Genomic DNA, 17,239 nt, shown 5'->3' with positions numbered 1-17,239 from the left:
ATCCGCCGCTACATCGCCTGGCGAAACCGCAACACCGATAACCCTCGCCTACGCCGCATCGTGAAGAGGGCAAACGTGGCCTGACGCGGCACTAGCTGCCGGCGGGGTTCGATCCGGGCGAGGACGGTCAGCACCGCACGATCATGGCCCGCGCGATCAAGTACAGGGATCGCGAACGCCGGCCAGTGCCTGACAAGATCATCGCTCCCTGACCTGCGAGAAGAGGCTAGGAACCCAAAATAACAATGGCACTGCCGCGGGGCCACCATCGGACTCGACGCCGGGGAGCCCCCGCAGTTGCTACCCGGGCTCAACGGTCGCACATCGCGGCGAGAAAGGCGTCGATCAGGTGCTGCCGATTCTTGGGGACGCCTGTGGTGTAGACGGTGACGGCGCGCCCGGCCCGGTTGCGGCCGCTGAACACAGCGGCTCCCGGCATGTCGCCGGCGGCGAAGTAGGCGTCGCCGCAGCTCGTCCTCATCCGGACGACACCGTAGCCGTAGCGGGCGCCCGCGGGCCAGCCTTCTTGTTCGACCTTCACCGTCCGGGACGTCATCGTGCTCAGCGGGGCCCGGCTCCAGAACCGGTTGAGGTCTTCGGAGGTGGAGACCAGGCCGCCGCTGGCCCCGAAGACGTAGGTGGGCAGCCGGTCGGTCAGGTCCACCTCGCCGCCCTGCGGACGGGCGGGGTGCACGCCGTAGGTGTGGGCGTGCGGGCCGCGGATGCCCTCGTCGCCCTTGGCCGGCCAGTACGTGTCCCGCATCCCGTACGGTTTGAGGATCAGTTCCCGGCTCGCCCGCCGGAAGTCCTTCCCGGTCACCTTGGTCACGATCCTGCCGAGGACCAGGTAGTTGGTGTTGGCGTAGGCGAAGGAGCCGCGGGGCGTGGGCTTGAGCCTCAGCGCCACCTGCAGGAAGTCCGGGAAGGGTTTCCTCCAGTCGATCGCGTTGAGGTATTCGGGCAGGCCGCTGGTCTGCTGCAGCAGCATCCGGACGGTGATCTTCCGGCCGTCGATCCCAGCGCCGTCGCCGGTGCCGCGCAGCACCCCGGGCAGATAGCGCTCCACCGGCGCGGCCAGATCGATCTTCTTCTGATCGACCAGCCGCAGCACGGTGGCGGCAATGATCGGCTTGCTCCCGCTGGCGATCCGGAACCGGCCCTCGGCCCCGATCATCGGCTTCCCGCTCCCCCGCTGCACGGTGCCGGAGCGCCGGGTCACGCTCGCGCCGCCCGGACTGCGCACCTGGCTCAACGCACCCGCCATACCGTCTGCAGTGGTGAGCACGTCAAGGCGGGACTGCGGCGAAGGACTTACGGTGGCGGCGTAGGCGGGAGTTACGGGGGCGAAGATTAGGCAACCGGCGGCAAGAGAACCAGCGACAGCAGTAGCGAGCGACTTTGTCATGCGTCCAATGTGTCGGGAATCTCACTGAAGATCAGTCACGCCTGCATGCCTGTCGGGGTGGGGTCTTCCCTATCATCGAGATGATCGCCAAGCGGCGCATCCGCCCCGAGGCACCGCGCGCGACCCCGTCCATCCGGTACGCGCCGCCGTGCGGCGATGGGCGCGGCGGGCCACGTCCGCACAGGGGTCGACCGATCCGCTGTTCATGGAGAAGGTCGTCGACGTGGTGGTCCGGCCGCACACGTGCTGGCCGTGGTGACCGAGTTGCACGAGCGCGGCGTCACACGTGTCGAGACTCGCGCGTACGCCCAAACGGTCCATATCAGTGCACAGCGCGGAAAGCGACGGGAGAGCTCTTGGCGAACAGGGCGGGTGTTGGCAGCCATCCATGCGCTATAAATGTAGCGATACATATGTAGCGAACCGAGGAGTGTTATGCACGACATCGTCATCGTGGGAGCCGGTCCCACCGGGCTGATGGCCGCCTGCGAGCTGGCGCTGGCAGGCGTTCCATGTACGATCGTGGACAAGCGCGGCAGCGAGACCGGCGTTACGCGGGCCTTCGGTCTGCACGCCCGAGCCCTGGAACTGCTCGACGCCCGAGGCATGGGCGACGAGCTGGTCGCGGGAGGCAACCCGCTCAGGACGGTGTATCCCGCCTACGCCTCACGGGTCGACTTCGGGCGGCTCGACACGCGGTACCCGATGCTGCTGCTCGTGCCCCAGAACGGCACCGAGAAGCTCCTTCAGCAGCGCGCCGCCGAACTCGGAGTACAGACCCGCCGCAACGCCAAGGTGGTCGGCCTGACCCAGGACGCCGAATCCGTACGGGTGAGGCTCGAGGACGGAGGCGAGCTGGAGGCCAGGTACGTCATCGGTGCCGACGGCGCCCACAGCACTGTCCGCGACCTGGTCGACGTGGGCTTCGCCGGCGCGGCCTACAGCCTGCCCATGCTGCTGGCCGATGTCCGCATTCCCACCTCCGAGCCGCCGCCCATCACCCAGGTCGGCACGCAGGGCGTGGTGGTGACCCTCCCGTTCGGCGACGGCTGGTTCCGGGTCGGCGCATGGCTGCGCAAAGAGCAGAAGAACGCAGACTTCGCCCAGATCCGCGAGGCCTTCTGCCATATCGCCGGCACGGACTATGACATGAGCGAGCCGCGCTGGTTCTCCCGCTTCACCGCCGAACGCCGCCAGGCCCGCAGTTACCGATCGGGGCGGGTCTTCCTGGTCGGGGACGCCGCCCATGTGAACTCGCCCATCGGCGGCCAGGGCATGAACACCGGCATCCAGGACGCCATCAACCTGGGCTGGAAGCTCGCCGCCACTCTGCACGGCTGGGCCCCGCCCTGGCTGCTCGACACCTACCACGCCGAGCGGCACCCGGTCGGCTCCGCCGTCCTGGCCATGGCCGACCACCTGACCGGGCTGGTGCTCAGCGGTTCACGAGTGCGCCTGGAGATCAACCGGCGCATCATGGCGACCCTGCTCCACACCGCTCCCGGCCGCCGCCGTATCCTCGGCGGGCTGTCCGGCCTGGAGTTCGCCTACCCGCCCGGCGAGCCGGACGCCCACCCGCTGGCCGGGCGCCGCGCCGCCGACGGCCCGACGGATGCGGGCCGTCTGTATGAGGTGTTGCGCGCCGGCACCTTCGTCCTGCTCTCCGACACGGGCGTCCCGACCTCCTGGCGTAATCGCGTTCGGCACGTCAGACCCCTTGGTAGCACCAGGCCCGAGGCGACGCTGATCCGCCCGGACGGCTACGTGGCCTGGGCCGGCGATCACACCGGTATCGAAGCGGCTCTGGTGAAATGGTGTGGCCCGGCCGACACCACCAACAGGGAAGGAAACCGTGCCGCCGCCTAACCCACAGCGCCGCGACCACCTGGCAGACGCGGCCATCACCGTGCTATCTGAGCAGGGGTCACGCGGGCTGACCCACAGAGCCGTCGACACCGCCGCCGCCGTGCCGGCCGGCACCACGTCGCGCTACTTCCGCACCCGCGACGCGCTGCTCAACGGGGTCATCGAGCGGATCACCCACCGGCTCGGCGAACGCGTGGACGCCTACACCGTCCGGCCGATCTCGCCCGCCGATCTGGAGGAAGCGCTGGTCGCCGTCCTGACCACGATGCTGACCGACGACCAGCACGATCCGCTGGCCCTGTTCGAGCTGCACCTGGAGAGCACCAGAAACCCCCGTCTGCGGCACACGCTGACCGTAGCCCTGCACGGCCGAAGCGATCTCATCATCCGCCAATGCCGCGCTGCAGGCATCGACATCAGCCAGGACGACGCCATGCTCCTGGAGATGAGCGTGCTGGGCATCCTCTTCACCGCTCTCACCACCGGCGTGCCCGAGTCCCCAAGCGAGCCGATCCGCACCGCCGTACGGGCTCTCCTGGCCCACCACCAAACGCCGATGGCGACATAGTCCGCTTGGGGGTGCTCGCGTCAATCCGACGTTGCACGGCTCGCTGATCAGCAGCGCCACCAACGTCCTGGCCAGGTCGTTCATGCGGGTAAAGATGTCGGCCAGGTGAAACCGGTCCAGGCGTGCACCTCCAGCAGCAGCTCGGGCAGGTCGATGCGGGGCAGCATGGCCTGGCAGGCGGCTCGCAGCCACGCCAACGACTCGCTCTCGCCGAGCGCGCCGAGTTTCTCCACCGACAGCCGGGCCCGTCCGCCTCCGGCCGGGGTCACCATCGAGACCAGCGCGTCCTCGCCCGCCTCCTCCAGGCGGGTGGCCATCTGCTTCCAGGCCGCCTCCAGGGCCAGGACCTTGTCGTTCAGATGCTGTTGCACCGGGTCGGTGAGCGACGGGGAGGCCAGCACATCCTCGGCGATCGCCTCCCACTGCGCCCCGGCCACCAGATGCGCGCGGGTCGGCCCAGCGCAGCGACGGCGAGGCGAACACATCCCTGATCGTCAGGGCCCGCATCGGGTGCTCCAGCACGCACACCACGTACGCGTCCGGATCCATCGCGCCCTGCGGCAGGTCCGGGTTGGAAACATCGCACCCCCGCTGGCACGGATGGTGACGCCGAGACGCCAATCACCCTTCCGCTCGGCGGAGGCACGCCAGGCTGCAACGCACCACCATTTGGCGACGGCCCCCCGACCGTAACCCCCATCGACCTCGACCCAGGCGGCGGCAGCGGCGCCCCGCCTCAGCCCGGCGCGGTCAGCGCCAGGCGAAACCGCCCTCCCACTCCTCTTCGCCGCAGTTGGACCAGCCACCGAGGTAGTACTTCAGGGTGGCCTGCTCGGTGCCGGCGATGGCCACGTCGGCGTCCAGCAGTTCCTCAAGCAGGACGCTGTCCTCTCCCATGAAGTCGCCTTCGTGCTCCGACGTGTACTCCTCCAGGAATGGGTGGGCGAGCAGGAGGTCTCGCTCGAAGAGCCAGGTGTTGAGATCGACGTCGCGCCAAGACCCTTCGCGCCGGTGCGGATCAGCCCGGTCGCGGAGGTACGGCGTACCTGGGGTGACCACACCGCAGGACAGGGCATACGCGTACTTCTTTCGGCTCTCCACCGGATCCCGGCTCCACGGCCAGGTCTCGTTCGTCCACGGGGAACCGTCCGGGTACATGACAATGCGCTGGGAGTGCACTGCGGGGAAGCCGGTGGTTCTGGCCAGCGACAGGAGAGAGTCGATGTGTTCGGGTGCCCACTCGTTGTCATCGTCGAGGAAGGCGATGCGGGTGGTGGTCGCCTGTGCCACCGCCAGGTTCCGCAGGCGGGCCAACCGTCCAGGACCGCTGTGGTCGGAGGCCGATCGGGGCGAATAGAGGACCTCCGCCCCCGGTCGCAATTTCGTGATCGTGGCCAGTGTGTCCGGGCAGTCGTCGACGATCACCAGGTGGCGGACGTGGACGGTCTGTCGCCTCACAGAGGCCAGGCACCTGTCCCGCAGCAGGTCGGGGCGGCCCCGGGTGACGGTCAGGACGGTCACCTCACTGTCGCACCACGGTTCGGAAGACAGGTCCGTCACCCGCTCCCAAGCCGGGGTTGATGTTGGCGCCGCCGTCGGCGCTCCACCGCCGGATGCCTCCGGCGAACTCACGGCCGACGAAGAAGGCACCGAGCACGGAGCGGACTGTGGTGGATACGAGTGTTCCGGCACGACTGATCACTACCTTCTCGGGCGCGGGTCGGACATCGGCCTGGAGGACCCAGGCCCGGGACGGGTCGCGCAGCGCGGCGTGCAGCACGCCGGCCCACTCGTTCGGTGGCAGGTGCGCGCCGAAGTTGACGCTGTCGCCGTCGTATCCGTCGGCGGGTTTGAGTACGAGCCTGTCTTGCTGTGCCAGGGCGTACGTGACCAGGTCGATTCGGCCGGACGGTGTAAGGCAGCGGCGCTGTGCCAGGAGCCGGGTCCAGGGCAGGCCGGTATGGATGGCGCGGGTGAGCGCGCCGGGAAGTAGCCCCTCGTCGGCGGCTTCCGACACCAGCGCCAGCATCCCCTTGTGCGCGTAGAGGTCGCCAACGAAGTTGCCGACCAGTCGGACGACGCCATTCGCGATCTGCTGACACAGCGATGCCCAGACCCTCGCGCGAGCGCGGTCCCCGCCCCGGGGTTCCTCAAAGAAGCGGTAGATGGCGCCGACCCGGCGATTGCCCAGGTGGACCCCCTCTCCCTCGATTCGCAACGCCTCCAGCGGAGCAGCGGCGCAGGAAAGGCCCAGGGCGGTCAGGGCAGTGGCCAGCCCCCGCGCGTACCGACCTGGGTAATCGTCGGATGCAGCCGCCCACCAACAGACGACGAGGAGATCGGCGCCCTCCGGACAGTCCGTACGGCGCAGATGATCAACGAGGTCGCGCAGCGGCGCGCTGGGGCGAGCGCCCAGGTCCTCGAGCATGCGTGCGACCTCTCTCTGTCCCGAGGCCACAGCACACAGGTCCGACGCCTCGACCAAGCCTCCCAGCCAAGGGGATGCGTTGAGGTCCACGAGCCACGCCTGATCCCCGTCGATCACCAGGTCCGGTCGGGCCAATCGGGCCCAGTCCTGGCTTGAAGCCACCAGGCAGGCGCCCGATTCGGGCATCTGCGGCAGCAAGCCACCGAGGTGCCCGGCTGGCAGCGGAAGCCCGTCGTCGGTGAGCAGCAGGTCGATGGCCTCGAAGACAGCACGTACACCGGTGGAGATCGTCCGGGTCAGACGCGGACCGATCATCCACGGGGAGGCCGCGTAGATCGGTCCGCAGGTGTCGCCTTCTCGGGTATCCCACGGATAATCGAGGAGGGCGATGCCATGCGACCGGAAATGCGCTCCGGCCTCATCTCGCCGGGCCATGAGCAGCCGGTTGACGTCGTGCTCCTGCTGAGCGCGCGCACCCTGAAACGCCCCCATATCCGCATGGGGGGATGCCTTACGAGACATCATCCGGCGGAGGCGACGCCTCGACGCTCGGGCTGCCGGACGTTTCGATGGCCCCGCGCGCGTCGGCGCAGAGCCGGACCGTCGCCAATGTGTGCGGGTGGGTGCTTCCCAGCACGGCGTTGCGATGATCCAGCAGTTCCTTGGTACCGAGCTTCGCGTCCGGGTCGACCACTAGGCCCCACCGAACAAGCTCGTGCCAGGTTGTGAGGGTGCGAGGATGGTGTGGTCCTTGGACTCTCTGCCTCGTCGGCAGCAGTTCCCTCAGCTGCCGATACGCTTCGCCCGGGTCACCCGCTTCCCCGACAGCCCGGGCCAGTTCATGACGGGTTGTGAGCACGTTGACGTGCTCTTCACCCAACAGGTCGGCACGATCTCGGAGAACGGACGTCAGCAGGCTCTTTGCGTCGCGCCAGTCGCCGATCTCGCCCAGCCGCCGAGCCATCTCGTGGCGCGAGGTCAGAGTGTCGGCGTGGAGCGCTCCGAGGGCGGCCAGGCGTGCTTTGAGCGCACCACCGATGATCGTGATAGCGCCTACGAGATCGCCTGCCTCGGCCATCCAGTAGCCCAGCCGATGGTAGGTGACCAAGGTGTCAGGATCGCTCGCACCGAGGATCACCCGACGCCGCTCGAGCAGCGATTCGCACATCTCGGCCGCTTCGGCGAAATCCCCGCACTCCCCGACCCAATACGACAAGTTCTGCCGGCAGTGGAAGGTGCCGGGATGGTCGTGGCCGACGTGTTCCATCCATAACGGGAGTTGATTCTCGAACAGATCCCTGGCTTCTCGCGGGCGTCCGCCCTCTCCGATCCAGTGAGCCAGGAAATCGCGGGTAGTGAGCGTCTCGACATGCTCGTCGCCGAACACGTCCACGTACCGGGGAAGAAGCTGTGTCAGCCCTTCCACCGCCTGGCCGATGTCACCGGCGTCCCCCGCGCGATCAGCATCGCGCCTTTGGGCGTCCAGTTCCCTGACATAATCATTGGCACGCTCCGGACCGCCAATCGCTGACGGACGAAGATTCATTTCTCCCCCAAGCATCGGATCCACCGCGGTCTTCATTTGTGCCGGCATAATGTCTTGGTGAACTCCCGAATTTCTGGCGCACATGTCGCCAAGAATCGCGTCATGTGATCGTCCCAAGATGTTCGGGGACTACTTTCCTGGCTCATTTTTTCAATCACCAAGGAGAAAGCTCTTGATCTGGACTTGCTTGTCGACCACGTGGCATGATCATGGTCATGCGTGACACTGATGGTCGCAAGCTCTCCCAGAAAGATCAAGAGTCTGACAGGATGCGCGAGGGGGGACTACCGCTCGCGAGCCGGCATCCGGAGGTGATCGCGGAGACCCTCGGGTGGAGCCGAGCGGCCTTGGGTTTTGCGGTGCTCGGGCTGCATCGGGATGCCTTCGCCAGCGGCTTGCATCATCAGCGCGTCGCTGCTGGGCCTGGCTTCTTCGGGGACGCGCCGGTCGTAGTAGGCGCGCACGTGGGCAGCGAAGTCTCCGGTCGGCTGAGCGCTGCCCGTTGCGACCCCTCTGAAGGCGTCGATGGCGGCCTGGGCGGCCGGCAGCACCGCGTTCGCGACCTGACGGGCGATCAGGCCACGCATGCTCGGCAAGTAGCGATCGGGGAGCGATCGCAGCCACGCGTCAGCGGAGTACGGGTTGGGTTCCTTGCTGTTGCGGTAGGCCGGCCGCTCGGTCATGACCTGCCCGAACACGGTGGTCAGGGTGCGGGTGCGGCCGGCGTCGATGGTGCCGTGACGGCGTCTGCCACGGCTGGTCACATCGGTGGCTCGCACTTCGCGCAGCGCGTTCAGATCCAGGCCGTCTTGCAGCAGCCCACGCATCATCTTTCGTCCCGCCTGCTGCGGATGTGCTTCCCGCGCGGCGTGGTCAGGGTCGACGGCGTCGCGGGTGGCCCGGTTCAGCGCGGCTTCCGTCCGGCCCGGAATGCCGGAAAGGACGGTCTGCCGGTCGTCGGCGACCGGGCTCTCGGCACCGTTCGACCTGATTTCGATCATTTCCAGAGCCAGGGTCGCAGTCTCTGGCGTATGTGGAAAGGTCGCTATGCCTGCCAGTCTATTCCGCCAAATCATCCGAAGATCCGAAATTCGTGCGAAGAAGCACCCCGTCGCGGAGTGAGCGGGAGCGATACTGGTGGCACCAACAGCAGCTAGCGACACCGCGGTACGGGTTCGTGGATTAACGAAAGTGTTCTATACGACGATCCACGGTCCCGGTTTCCTCGGCGCCATCCGTTCGATGGTGTCACCACGACGCAAAGCCCTGGTTGCGGTTCGAGATGTTTCATTTGATATTAATTTCGGCGAGCTCGTGGCCTTGCTCGGACCAAACGGTGCCGGCAAGTCTACAACGATCAAAGCGCTAACCGGGATCATCATGCCCAGCGCGGGAGAGATATCAGTCGCCGGTATCGTGCCACATCGCGAGCGGGAACGTAACGCACGCAACATCGGCGCCGTGTTCGGACAACGAACTCAGCTATGGTGGGATTTGCCCGCACGTTACTCATTCGATGTTCTGCGCGACATCTTCGAACTCAGCGATGCCGACTACCGGCGCCAGCTTTCTGAGCTGGACGAACTCTTAGGTCTTTCGGGGTTCTGGGACAGCCGAGTGCGTCACATGTCACTGGGTCAACGGGTTCGATGCGACTTGGCGGCCGCTGTCCTACATGATCCACAGATCCTATTCCTTGACGAGCCGACGATCGGTATGGACGTGGTCGTCAAGGAGCAAGTCCGGCAGTTTCTTCGTTACCAAGTAAGCGAGCGGGGTCGCAGCGTCCTGTTGACGACCCACGACATGACGGAGGTCGCCCGACTCGCCGAACGTGTGATCCTGATCAATCATGGGCAGGTGGCACTCGATGGCACACTGGCAGAAATCAGACACCGGTTCGGCGGCTCCTGGCGCATTCGGGTGACACTTTCCGACTCGAACGCATTACGGGAACTGCCGGGGCTTCGCGTCGAGCGACAGGATGGTCCCGTCCTATTCCTCGTGCCGGCAGAGCGCAAAGAACGAGAACGCCGGATTTCTCCCTCGGAGGCGCTGGCCAGTATCGTTGCGAACCTGCCTGTGAACAGCATTGCGATCGAGGAGGATGACCTCGAAGACGTAATGCGTGCCGCGTACCAGGCCCAGCGCGCAGAAAGCGAGATCATTCACCTCCAACGTTCAACCGGTCGGTCCCAGTGACTCTCACGGTCAGCCGGAGTTGGCGTGTGGCCAGAGTGACTGCTGTAACTGAAATGCAATCCGCAGGCCGGGTTGCTGGCACCGCCCTGCGATCCATCATCGGGATCTTCCTCGTTGCCGTGCTATGGGGTGCGTTGTATATGCACACTCCGAATGCCGCAGGGGTTTCCCGTGGCCAAGCCATGACATATGCGGTGGTGGCGGCGATGCTCACCTACCTGCGTGCGGGCGATCGGATGGCGGTAAACGACGCTCTGGTCCAGCATGTTTATGGGGGTACGCTGATCTATTGGTTCTTGCGCCCTATGCCACCGCGCCGTTACTACTTCGTCCGCGCCTGTGGCGATCTTGGCTATGGCATGGCATGGGCGGCTACCGGCTTCTCGGCGTGCTTGGCGCTTGGCGTTATCGAACCCCCGGTGTCCTTCGCCGCGGGAGGCGCCTTCGCGATAAGTCTGTTCCTCGGTCAGGTCATTACCTACCAGCTCATGCTTCTCGTCGATCTGGTCTGCTTCTGGACTGTGGTGAACCAGCAAGTCGTGATGCTGCTTATGTTCGCGCAGACACTGCTCTCCGGTGGTTTCGCCCCGCTTTGGTTCTTTCCGGATTGGTTTCAGGCGCTGAGCAGCGCTTTGCCGTTCCAAGGGATCATCAGCATTCCCATATCTCTCTATACGGGGCGCATCCCGGTAGGACACGCTGCGCGCGAGCTGGCCGTTCAGGCCGCCTGGTGTTCAGGGCTCGGCCTTGCCACTCGATTGATATGGCGCAAGGCGGCCAAACGAGTACAGGTGCATGGGGGTTGAGGTGCCATTATTGAAACAACTAAAACGTGCATGGAGGATAATTCGCATCCTCACCATCATGAATTTACGGGCACGCCTGGAATACCGTGCAGACTTTTTGATCAGTATCGCCCTTGGCGCGGTGTGGCAGGTGTCGGTGATCGTTTTCGTATCCGTACTACTCGTTCGCTTTCCTGGAATGGGCGGTTGGACAAGCGCGCAGATACTACTGCTGGCGAGCATGCGACTGGTCAGTCATAGCCTCTTCGTTCTTTTTCTCGGCAGGGTTCAGATGATGGGCGTCATCGTACAGGAAGGAATGATCGACACCTATCTCTTGCGACCGTTGCCGGTATACCGACAGGTTCAGTTGTCGGCATTCAACGTTCATGCGCTGGGCGATCTCGCCGTTGCCACCACCATGTTGGTCGTCGCGGTTCATCACTTCGATTTGCCGTGGACCCCGACTAGAGTTGGGTACGTAGCGGCGGGCCTGGTGGGAGGATTCTTTGTAGAGGCGGCAATAATCACGGCCATCTCGAGCCTTGCACTGCACTTCCCTGGAGCACAGATGTGGTCATTTTGGGTCCAGGACCTGATTGACACGTTCGGCAGTTATCCATTGAACGTTCTTCCGCCGATTGCGCGGGTCATCTTCACCTACCTCTTACCCATCGCTTTCATCGCGTATCTGCCGGCATCCGTTGCTACTAGTAATCTTGATGGTATCGGCGTTCCGGTGACCCTCGCCGCCATGGCGCCACTGATCGGCGTGGCCGCGTTCGTAGCCTCTCGGCTGCTATGGAACGCCAGCCTCCGGCGATATCAGGGAGTCAATGTCTGATCGAAAATACCCACAAGGCCACTGTCATATAGAAATTCAACCCGGGGATGCCGAAACAATGAAAGGCGGAAACACTGTGCGCATTGTCTTTGCGGTGGACGAGAATTACGTGATGCCACTTGCGGCATCAGTTCAATCCATCATCGAATGCACTCCATCTTGTTCGGAGTTGGAAATCGCCATTATATCGTGCAACCTCTCCGCGTCCGCCCAGAGGAAACTGTTGTCGTCGTGGGGCCCAGTGGCCGAGCAGGTCCGCTTCATCGACATTGACATGAGCATGGTAAACAAGCTTCCCATGCCTCGAGCCGGGTGGCTGTCCCCCGCGACTTATGCGAGATTGTTTCTACCCGAACTCCTGCCTGATTCCTGGCAGCGAATTATCTACCTTGACGCCGATACCATTACCCTCGGCCCGCTTGCCGAGCTCTGGCACATGGACCTCGCCGGAATGCCGCTTGCGGCGATACAAGATTTGTATATTCCATATATATCAAGCGAAGAGGGAGTTACGGCCTGGCAAGAATCGGGACTAAGCCGGGACGCAAAGTACTTCAATGCGGGCGTTCTCTTAATGGACATTGGAGCGCTTCGAAGAGGTGGAGTTTTTCAAAGAGCCCTCGACTATCTCGGGGAGAACAGCGAGAGCGTCCGCTGGTATGACCAGGAGGCTCTGAACGCCGCCATAAACGGCCGTTTCCTCGTATTAGACCAAACCTGGAATGTTATGTGGTATTGGTTCTTTTCGCCCATCCGAGACGATGCTCCTCAAATCATTCAGCGTGCCAGGGTGAGGCACTTTTCCGGGCCAGAGAAGCCCTGGATTCAAAACGATGAGGATTCGCCGTGGGGTACGGACATGTTTTTCAAGTACCTCGATCAAACCGCATGGCGGGGATGGCGTCCATAATCTCAACCTCTTGTCCGCCCAACCTCGATTCTTCAGCTGGTTCGGTTGCGTGAGCGGCTCCGCGGTTTGCCCGTAATGTCCCCGAGGCGGTTGGGGCGGTGCGTACAACCTGTCTACAGGTGCGGTCCCAGCAGGCTCAGGTCGGCGGGCGAAAGCCGGTCGGAGGCGGTCGCCGCCTGGTGCCAGTACGGGTAGAGCAGCGGCTGACGGCTGACCTCGTCCAGCCGGGCGCGCTGCTCGGCCGCCAGCTTCAGCTCGGCGGCGGCCAGGTTGTCGGCCAGTTGCTCGCTGGTGCGTGCGCCGACCACCAGCGACGTGATCGCGGGCCGCCCCAGCAACCAGGCCAGCGCCACCTGCGCCGCCGACACCCCGTGTTCCCCGGCGATGTCGATCAGCACCTCGACGGTGTCGTACAACTGCTCCTGATCACGTACGGGAGGCTCGTTCCACTCGGTGAGTTGGCGGCCTTCGGACGGCTGGACGTCCCGGCGGTAGCGGCCGGACAGCAGGCCGCCGGCCAGCGGGCTCCACACCAGCACGCCGAGGCCCTGGTCGATCGCGGCGGGGATCAGCTCGTACTCAGAGTCGCGGGCCTGGAGGGAGTAGTAGATCTGCTGGCTGACGAAGCGCGGCAGGCCGAGCCTGTCGGCGGTGCCCAGGGCCTTCATCAGTTGCCAGCCGGTGTGGTTGGAGACGCCGACGTAGCGGACCTTGCCTGCGGTCACCAGGTGGTCGAGCGCCGCCAGGGTCTCCTCGACGGGGGTGCGGCCATCCCATTCGTGCACCTGGTACAGGTCGATGTGGTCGGTGCCCAGGCGGCGCAGGCTCGCCTCCGCCCCGGTGATGACGTGGTGGCGCGACAGTCCGGCGTCGTTGGGGCCGTCGCCCATCGGCATGCGTACCTTGGTGGCCAGCAGCAGGTCGTCACGGCGGCCCTGGATCGCCTTGCCGACGATCTCCTCCGACAGACCGGTGGAGTATACGTCGGCGGTGTCGATGAGATTGACCCCGGCGTCCAGGCACATGTCGATCTGCTTGCGCGCCTCCTCCACCCCGGTGTCGCCGACGTAGGCGAACTTGCCCTCGCCGCCGAACGTCATCGTGCCCATGGTGAGCACCGACACCCGCAGCCCCGATCGTCCCAGCTCGCGATATTCCATCCCGTCATCATCGCAAGCGGCGAGCGGCACCGCCAGGACGCCCGCCCGTGGGAAGTGTCCCGTTCCATGCCCTGGAACCCCCACGCTGATCGCCGCACCTCGGATGATCAGGAAGGAACAGATGGAGGGCAAAGGTGGCCCAACAGCCGAGTCTTCAGACCTGGGCCCTCGAAACCCTGCCCGGCATCTTCACCTCCCCGTTCATGCACTGGAGCTGGGAGCCCATCGAGGCCAACTCGGGGCGGCTGTTCATCTTCACCGTTCGTGCTGCGTGGTGGCCGGACCGATCCCGGCACTGTGATGGCGCGGATGTCACCGCGCCGGCGGGGACCAGGCGCAGCGCCGGGTCCCCCGTGCCGATGACCGCCCGTCGGGCCTGTACCGGCCCGTAGGCGGCCACGTCGCACGGTGGGATGTCCGGGCCGCCGAACGGCTGCACCCGGGCCAAAAGACCTGATCAAGGGTGTCCGGCTGCAGGCCGACACGCCCGTCGCCGGTGAGGTCACCACCGCCAACGCCCGCGTCAAGCGCATCCACACCATGGCCCGCTACTCGTTCGCCTCCAACAACATGTCGGTGTTCACCGACTGCCCCGGCCGGGAGAAGTTGTCCTATCCGGCCGACTACACGATGCCGATGGGCGCCATTCACCGTGATCACGGCCTGGCCGCATAGCTGAAGACGACGATGCGGCACTTCGCCGAGGGCCAGTCCCCGACGACACCCCGATGCGGGGCAATGTCGCGTTGAAGACGCCTGTCTACGACTCTCGACCGCCTATCGCAAGCTCGTCATCCAGCCCAAGCCGGTCGGCGAACTCACCTTCGTCAAGGGCAGCTATGAGACGCCTCAGGGCACCGTCCGCTCCGAATGGACCAAGACCGACAGCCGCTTCACGCTGACGATCGAGGTTCCGCCGAACACCACCGCCGAGGCGTGGGTACCGGCCAAGGAGCGCCCACCGCCAGCTCACAGCGGGCCGACTTCCTGCGTATGGAGAACGGCTACACCGTCCACGGCGTCCCGTCCGGATCCTTCACCTTCGTAGCGGCGACCGGCTGATCAGCGCTGGACCCGAGCTTGTGCGAAGCCCGGGCCGCAGCACGGTAGCACCCGGCCGCCGGGACCTCGCCCGCACGGCGGCCGGGCACAAACGTCAACGATGTCAGAAACGTGTGTGATACGGCGGCAGGGCATGCCGTCGCTGGGCGGGCCGGCGAACCGCGAACCCTCAACGCGACCCCCTCCTGGTGAGATGGGTGTGGGCGACTGCAGCGTCACCGCGAACCCGACGAAGTACGACGCCGCAGCCCCTCCCGACTCAGGCGGGCTCCGAGCGAACATGACCAGCCCCGCAGCTCCTCTCGAGACGTCCCGGCAGCGTTGACGTCGGCGTGGTCTCGATGCCTGCAGGCCACGCACCGGAAGAGGGCTTGGCTCTCGCGACTCTCGCTGGCGATGTGCGGGCAGGCGTTGCAGGTCTGCGCCGTGTAGCGCGGGTCGTCTCTCGGGATGAGCACCACGCCCGCTCGGCCGTGGAATGCGCCATCAACCGGCTCAAACGCCACCGCGCCGTGGCCACCCGATACGACAATCTTGCTGTCCGCTACGAAACCACCATCCACATGGCCGCCATCAACGACTGGCTCACGCGAGTTCGAGACAGGCCCTAGGAATGTCCTGAAGATCTTGATGGGTGGGTCGGCATGAGCTGGCTCACCCTCTTGCTATGCAGTGATCGGTTTGAGAGCCCAGATGCCGTTGGTGTGGGTGAGTCCGAGGTTGATCAGGCGGCGGAGGTTGAGGGCGGCGGCGCGGTGGTGAAGCCAGCGGTCGTTGGCGGCGGTGCCGCGGTAGCGCAGGCGGCGGTTGCCGCGGGCGACCAGCCAGGCCACGGCCCGTTCGACCATGGGCCGCCAGCGTCGGTAGTCGTCCTGCCAGGCGGGATCGGTGGCGGCCTGATGGAGGGCGGCGGCCTGCAGATCGTGGTGCGGGCGGATCGTCACCACACGGCCGGTCTTGGCGGTGGTGCAGCGATCACGCAGCGGGCAGGCGGCGCACAACCGGGTGAAGGTGGCACGGCGCTGCTGGTAGCGGCCCCCGGTCGCGGCCGGCGGGACGGTGTGCCCGGCGGGGCAGGTGACCGTGCCGGCGCCGGCGTCGATGCCGAAGTCGTCCAAGGTGAACCCACCCGGCACGGCGGGCTTGAGCGCGGGTGGTTTGATCAGCAGCCGGTGTCCGGCATCAGTGAGGGTGGCGCGCAACTCGGCGGCGGCGTAGGCGGCATCGGCCAGAATCTGCAGCACTCCGCGCTCGGCGGCGAGCAGGTCAGGGGCAACGGCGGCCTCGTGATGGGCGGCGCCGGCACCGGGGCGTAATGCGACGGCGGTGAACAGTCCGCTCTCCGGCTCGACGGCCAGGTGAGCCTTGTAGCCGTCGTCACGCTGCTGACCGCTCTTGTGGATGTGGCGGGCCTGCGGGTCGACGGTGGAGATGATCCGGTCGTGGGCGGTGCGGCGGGCGATGCGCCACCTTCCGTCGGTGCCATCGGAGTCGTCGGCGGGCTCGACGTCCTGGCCGGCGATCAAAGCCAGCAGACCGACCGCACCTGCGGCCGGCCCGTCCAGGTCCTGGCCGGCCAGGTGGTCCAGCAGGGTGAGCGCGTCGGTGACCAACCCACTCACCAGGGCGTTCTTAGCCTGCTCATCGTCCCAGGCGATCTTCGGTTTGCCGGGGTCGGCGTAGTCGTGGGCGTGACAGTGCGCCGCGACCAACGCGCTCGCGCCGGGCACCTGGCGGGCCACCCGGCGGATCGCGGCGATCAACTGGGTGATGGTGTCCTGGGTGGCGACCGCATCCAGCAGCACCGCCGAGTCCAGCGCCCGCCGTGTCCGGCCCGCCAGCACCCCGGTCTGCTCCACCACGGTGCGCACCGTCTGAAAGATCCGGTCCGGATCCGACGAGCGGGCCAGCCGACGCCGGAAGTAGGTCAGCAGCGACGGATCGAAGCCCTGGTCATACAGGCCCAGCCCGCAGGCGGCCTTCCACCGCAGATCGAACCGCAGCGCCGCCACCGCCTCCTCATCGGACAATCCGTGCAGCGCCTGAAGCACCACCGTCGCCAGCAGGCCTGGCGGCACCGACGGACGCCCGTTGACCGGCGCGTACATGTCCGCGAACGTCTCCGGCGGAAACAACGCCCGCCGGTGTTCGGCCAGGAACGCGAACACGCTCCCAGCCGGAATCATGTCCCGGCATACGGCCCATACCTCAGGCCCGGCTGGAACCCTCCGACGGCCCATCATGACCCGAGTCTGAATCCCGAAACTCCGCCTGGCCAGACCACCAAGATCTTCAGGACATTCCTAGCCCTGCGTGCCCGCGGCCTGAGTCAGCCCTCTGCAGCACCCGGCGACCTGTGGGCAACCTGGCCCTGCGGCTGCTGGCGACGCTCGCTCCCTCACGAGTTCGGTGATCTGTCTCAGCTCGTCCGCACGCCCGATCAGGGAGCCGGCCGTTACTCGT

Annotated in this window: 16 protein-coding genes and 2 pseudogenes; 9 read left to right on the top strand and 9 right to left on the bottom strand. The window is 65.8% G+C overall.

All coding sequences use genetic code 11. The features are described from left to right. Positions 1-310: 310 nt before the first annotated feature. Entirely contained in the window at positions 311-1,264 is a 954-nt protein-coding gene (locus AB0I15_RS54185; RefSeq protein WP_358115368.1) for a serine hydrolase domain-containing protein, read from the bottom strand. 576 nt (positions 1,265-1,840) lie between these two features. Here AB0I15_RS54185 and AB0I15_RS54180 point away from each other — a divergent pair. Both AB0I15_RS54180 and AB0I15_RS54175 read left to right on the top strand, forming a co-directional pair. After that, entirely contained in the window at positions 1,841-3,271 is a 1,431-nt protein-coding gene (locus tag AB0I15_RS54180; protein WP_358115365.1) for an FAD-dependent monooxygenase, read from the top strand. Continuing rightward, on the top strand, positions 3,258-3,839 hold the full coding sequence (locus tag AB0I15_RS54175) for a TetR family transcriptional regulator (protein ID WP_358115384.1): 582 nt from the start codon (positions 3,258-3,260) through the stop codon (positions 3,837-3,839). Before AB0I15_RS54180 ends, AB0I15_RS54175 begins: the two co-directional genes overlap by 14 nt. An 18-nt stretch (positions 3,840-3,857) precedes the next feature. Here AB0I15_RS54175 and AB0I15_RS54170 read toward each other — a convergent pair. From AB0I15_RS54170 to AB0I15_RS54150, 5 genes and pseudogenes are all read right to left on the bottom strand, one after another. Then, positions 3,858-4,415: pseudogene (locus AB0I15_RS54170) on the bottom strand (Tn3 family transposase); the annotation flags it as partial. Positions 4,416-4,589: 174 nt separating this feature from the next. Beyond that, positions 4,590-5,360 carry a glycosyltransferase family A protein gene (locus AB0I15_RS54165; RefSeq protein WP_358115362.1) on the bottom strand — a complete coding sequence of 257 codons (771 nt, stop codon included), beginning with the start codon at positions 5,358-5,360 and terminating at the stop codon, positions 4,590-4,592. A 1-nt stretch (position 5,361) separates the two neighbouring features. Beyond that, the gene (locus tag AB0I15_RS54160) at positions 5,362-6,792 is read right to left on the bottom strand and encodes a hypothetical protein (RefSeq protein ID WP_358115359.1); all 1,431 of its coding nucleotides are present in this window, start codon (positions 6,790-6,792) and stop codon (positions 5,362-5,364) included. After that, a complete protein-coding gene (locus AB0I15_RS54155) occupies positions 6,779-7,849 on the bottom strand; it encodes a tetratricopeptide repeat protein (RefSeq protein WP_358115356.1) in 1,071 nt (356 codons plus the stop codon). The genes AB0I15_RS54160 and AB0I15_RS54155 overlap by 14 nt, the downstream gene beginning before the upstream one ends. 248 nt (positions 7,850-8,097) lie before the next feature. Then, positions 8,098-8,814, bottom strand: coding sequence for a hypothetical protein (locus AB0I15_RS54150; RefSeq protein ID WP_358115354.1), 717 nt, complete (start codon positions 8,812-8,814; stop codon positions 8,098-8,100). Between the two features lie 190 nt (positions 8,815-9,004). On the opposite strand from AB0I15_RS54150, the gene AB0I15_RS54145 reads away from it, so the two are divergent. The 4 genes from AB0I15_RS54145 to AB0I15_RS54130 are packed head-to-tail and all read left to right on the top strand — an operon-like array spanning position 9,005 to position 12,554. Then, positions 9,005-10,015, top strand: a complete 1,011-nt coding sequence (locus AB0I15_RS54145) for an ATP-binding cassette domain-containing protein (RefSeq protein ID WP_358115352.1) — start codon at positions 9,005-9,007, stop codon at positions 10,013-10,015. Positions 10,016-10,041: 26 nt separating this feature from the next. Next, a complete protein-coding gene (locus AB0I15_RS54140) occupies positions 10,042-10,821 on the top strand; it encodes an ABC-2 family transporter protein (RefSeq protein ID WP_358115349.1) in 780 nt (259 codons plus the stop codon). After that, positions 10,811-11,644, top strand: a complete 834-nt coding sequence (locus AB0I15_RS54135) for an ABC-2 family transporter protein (protein WP_358115347.1) — start codon at positions 10,811-10,813, stop codon at positions 11,642-11,644. Before AB0I15_RS54140 ends, AB0I15_RS54135 begins: the two co-directional genes overlap by 11 nt. After that, complete coding sequence (locus AB0I15_RS54130) at positions 11,637-12,554, top strand: glycosyltransferase family 8 protein (protein ID WP_358115345.1); 918 nt, start codon at positions 11,637-11,639, stop codon at positions 12,552-12,554. Before AB0I15_RS54135 ends, AB0I15_RS54130 begins: the two co-directional genes overlap by 8 nt. 113 nt (positions 12,555-12,667) lie before the next feature. Here the strand turns inward: AB0I15_RS54130 and AB0I15_RS54125 are convergent, their stop codons facing one another. After that, complete coding sequence (locus AB0I15_RS54125) at positions 12,668-13,714, bottom strand: aldo/keto reductase (protein WP_358115342.1); 1,047 nt, start codon at positions 13,712-13,714, stop codon at positions 12,668-12,670. Between the two features lie 408 nt (positions 13,715-14,122). Here AB0I15_RS54125 and AB0I15_RS54120 point away from each other — a divergent pair, with 408 nt between their 5' ends. Then, on the top strand, positions 14,123-14,389 hold the full coding sequence (locus tag AB0I15_RS54120; protein ID WP_358115339.1) for a hypothetical protein: 267 nt from the start codon (positions 14,123-14,125) through the stop codon (positions 14,387-14,389). Between the two features lie 106 nt (positions 14,390-14,495). Beyond that, a pseudogene (locus AB0I15_RS54115) lies at positions 14,496-14,762 on the top strand (alpha-L-rhamnosidase C-terminal domain-containing protein); the annotation flags it as partial. A gap of 229 nt (positions 14,763-14,991) precedes the next feature. Here AB0I15_RS54115 and AB0I15_RS54110 read toward each other — a convergent pair. Beyond that, positions 14,992-15,234, bottom strand: a complete 243-nt coding sequence (locus AB0I15_RS54110; RefSeq protein WP_358115337.1) for a zinc ribbon domain-containing protein — start codon at positions 15,232-15,234, stop codon at positions 14,992-14,994. On the opposite strand from AB0I15_RS54110, the gene AB0I15_RS54105 reads away from it, so the two are divergent. Next, positions 15,118-15,387: a transposase gene (locus AB0I15_RS54105; protein WP_358115335.1), complete on the top strand. Its 270-nt coding sequence runs from the start codon at positions 15,118-15,120 to the stop codon at positions 15,385-15,387. The two genes, AB0I15_RS54110 and AB0I15_RS54105, sit on opposite strands and share 117 nt — an antisense overlap. Before the next feature lie 54 nt (positions 15,388-15,441). Here AB0I15_RS54105 and AB0I15_RS54100 read toward each other — a convergent pair whose 3' ends face one another. Then, positions 15,442-17,019, bottom strand: a complete 1,578-nt coding sequence (locus AB0I15_RS54100; protein WP_358115333.1) for an IS1182 family transposase — start codon at positions 17,017-17,019, stop codon at positions 15,442-15,444. Between the last annotated feature and the right edge of the window lie 220 nt (positions 17,020-17,239).

The organism is Nonomuraea sp. NPDC050643 (assembly GCF_040654715.1).
Lineage (GTDB): Bacteria > Actinomycetota > Actinomycetes > Streptosporangiales > Streptosporangiaceae > Nonomuraea.
The sequence above is the reverse complement of the archived record's forward strand: the minus strand, read 5'-3'. Positions and strand labels throughout refer to the sequence as shown.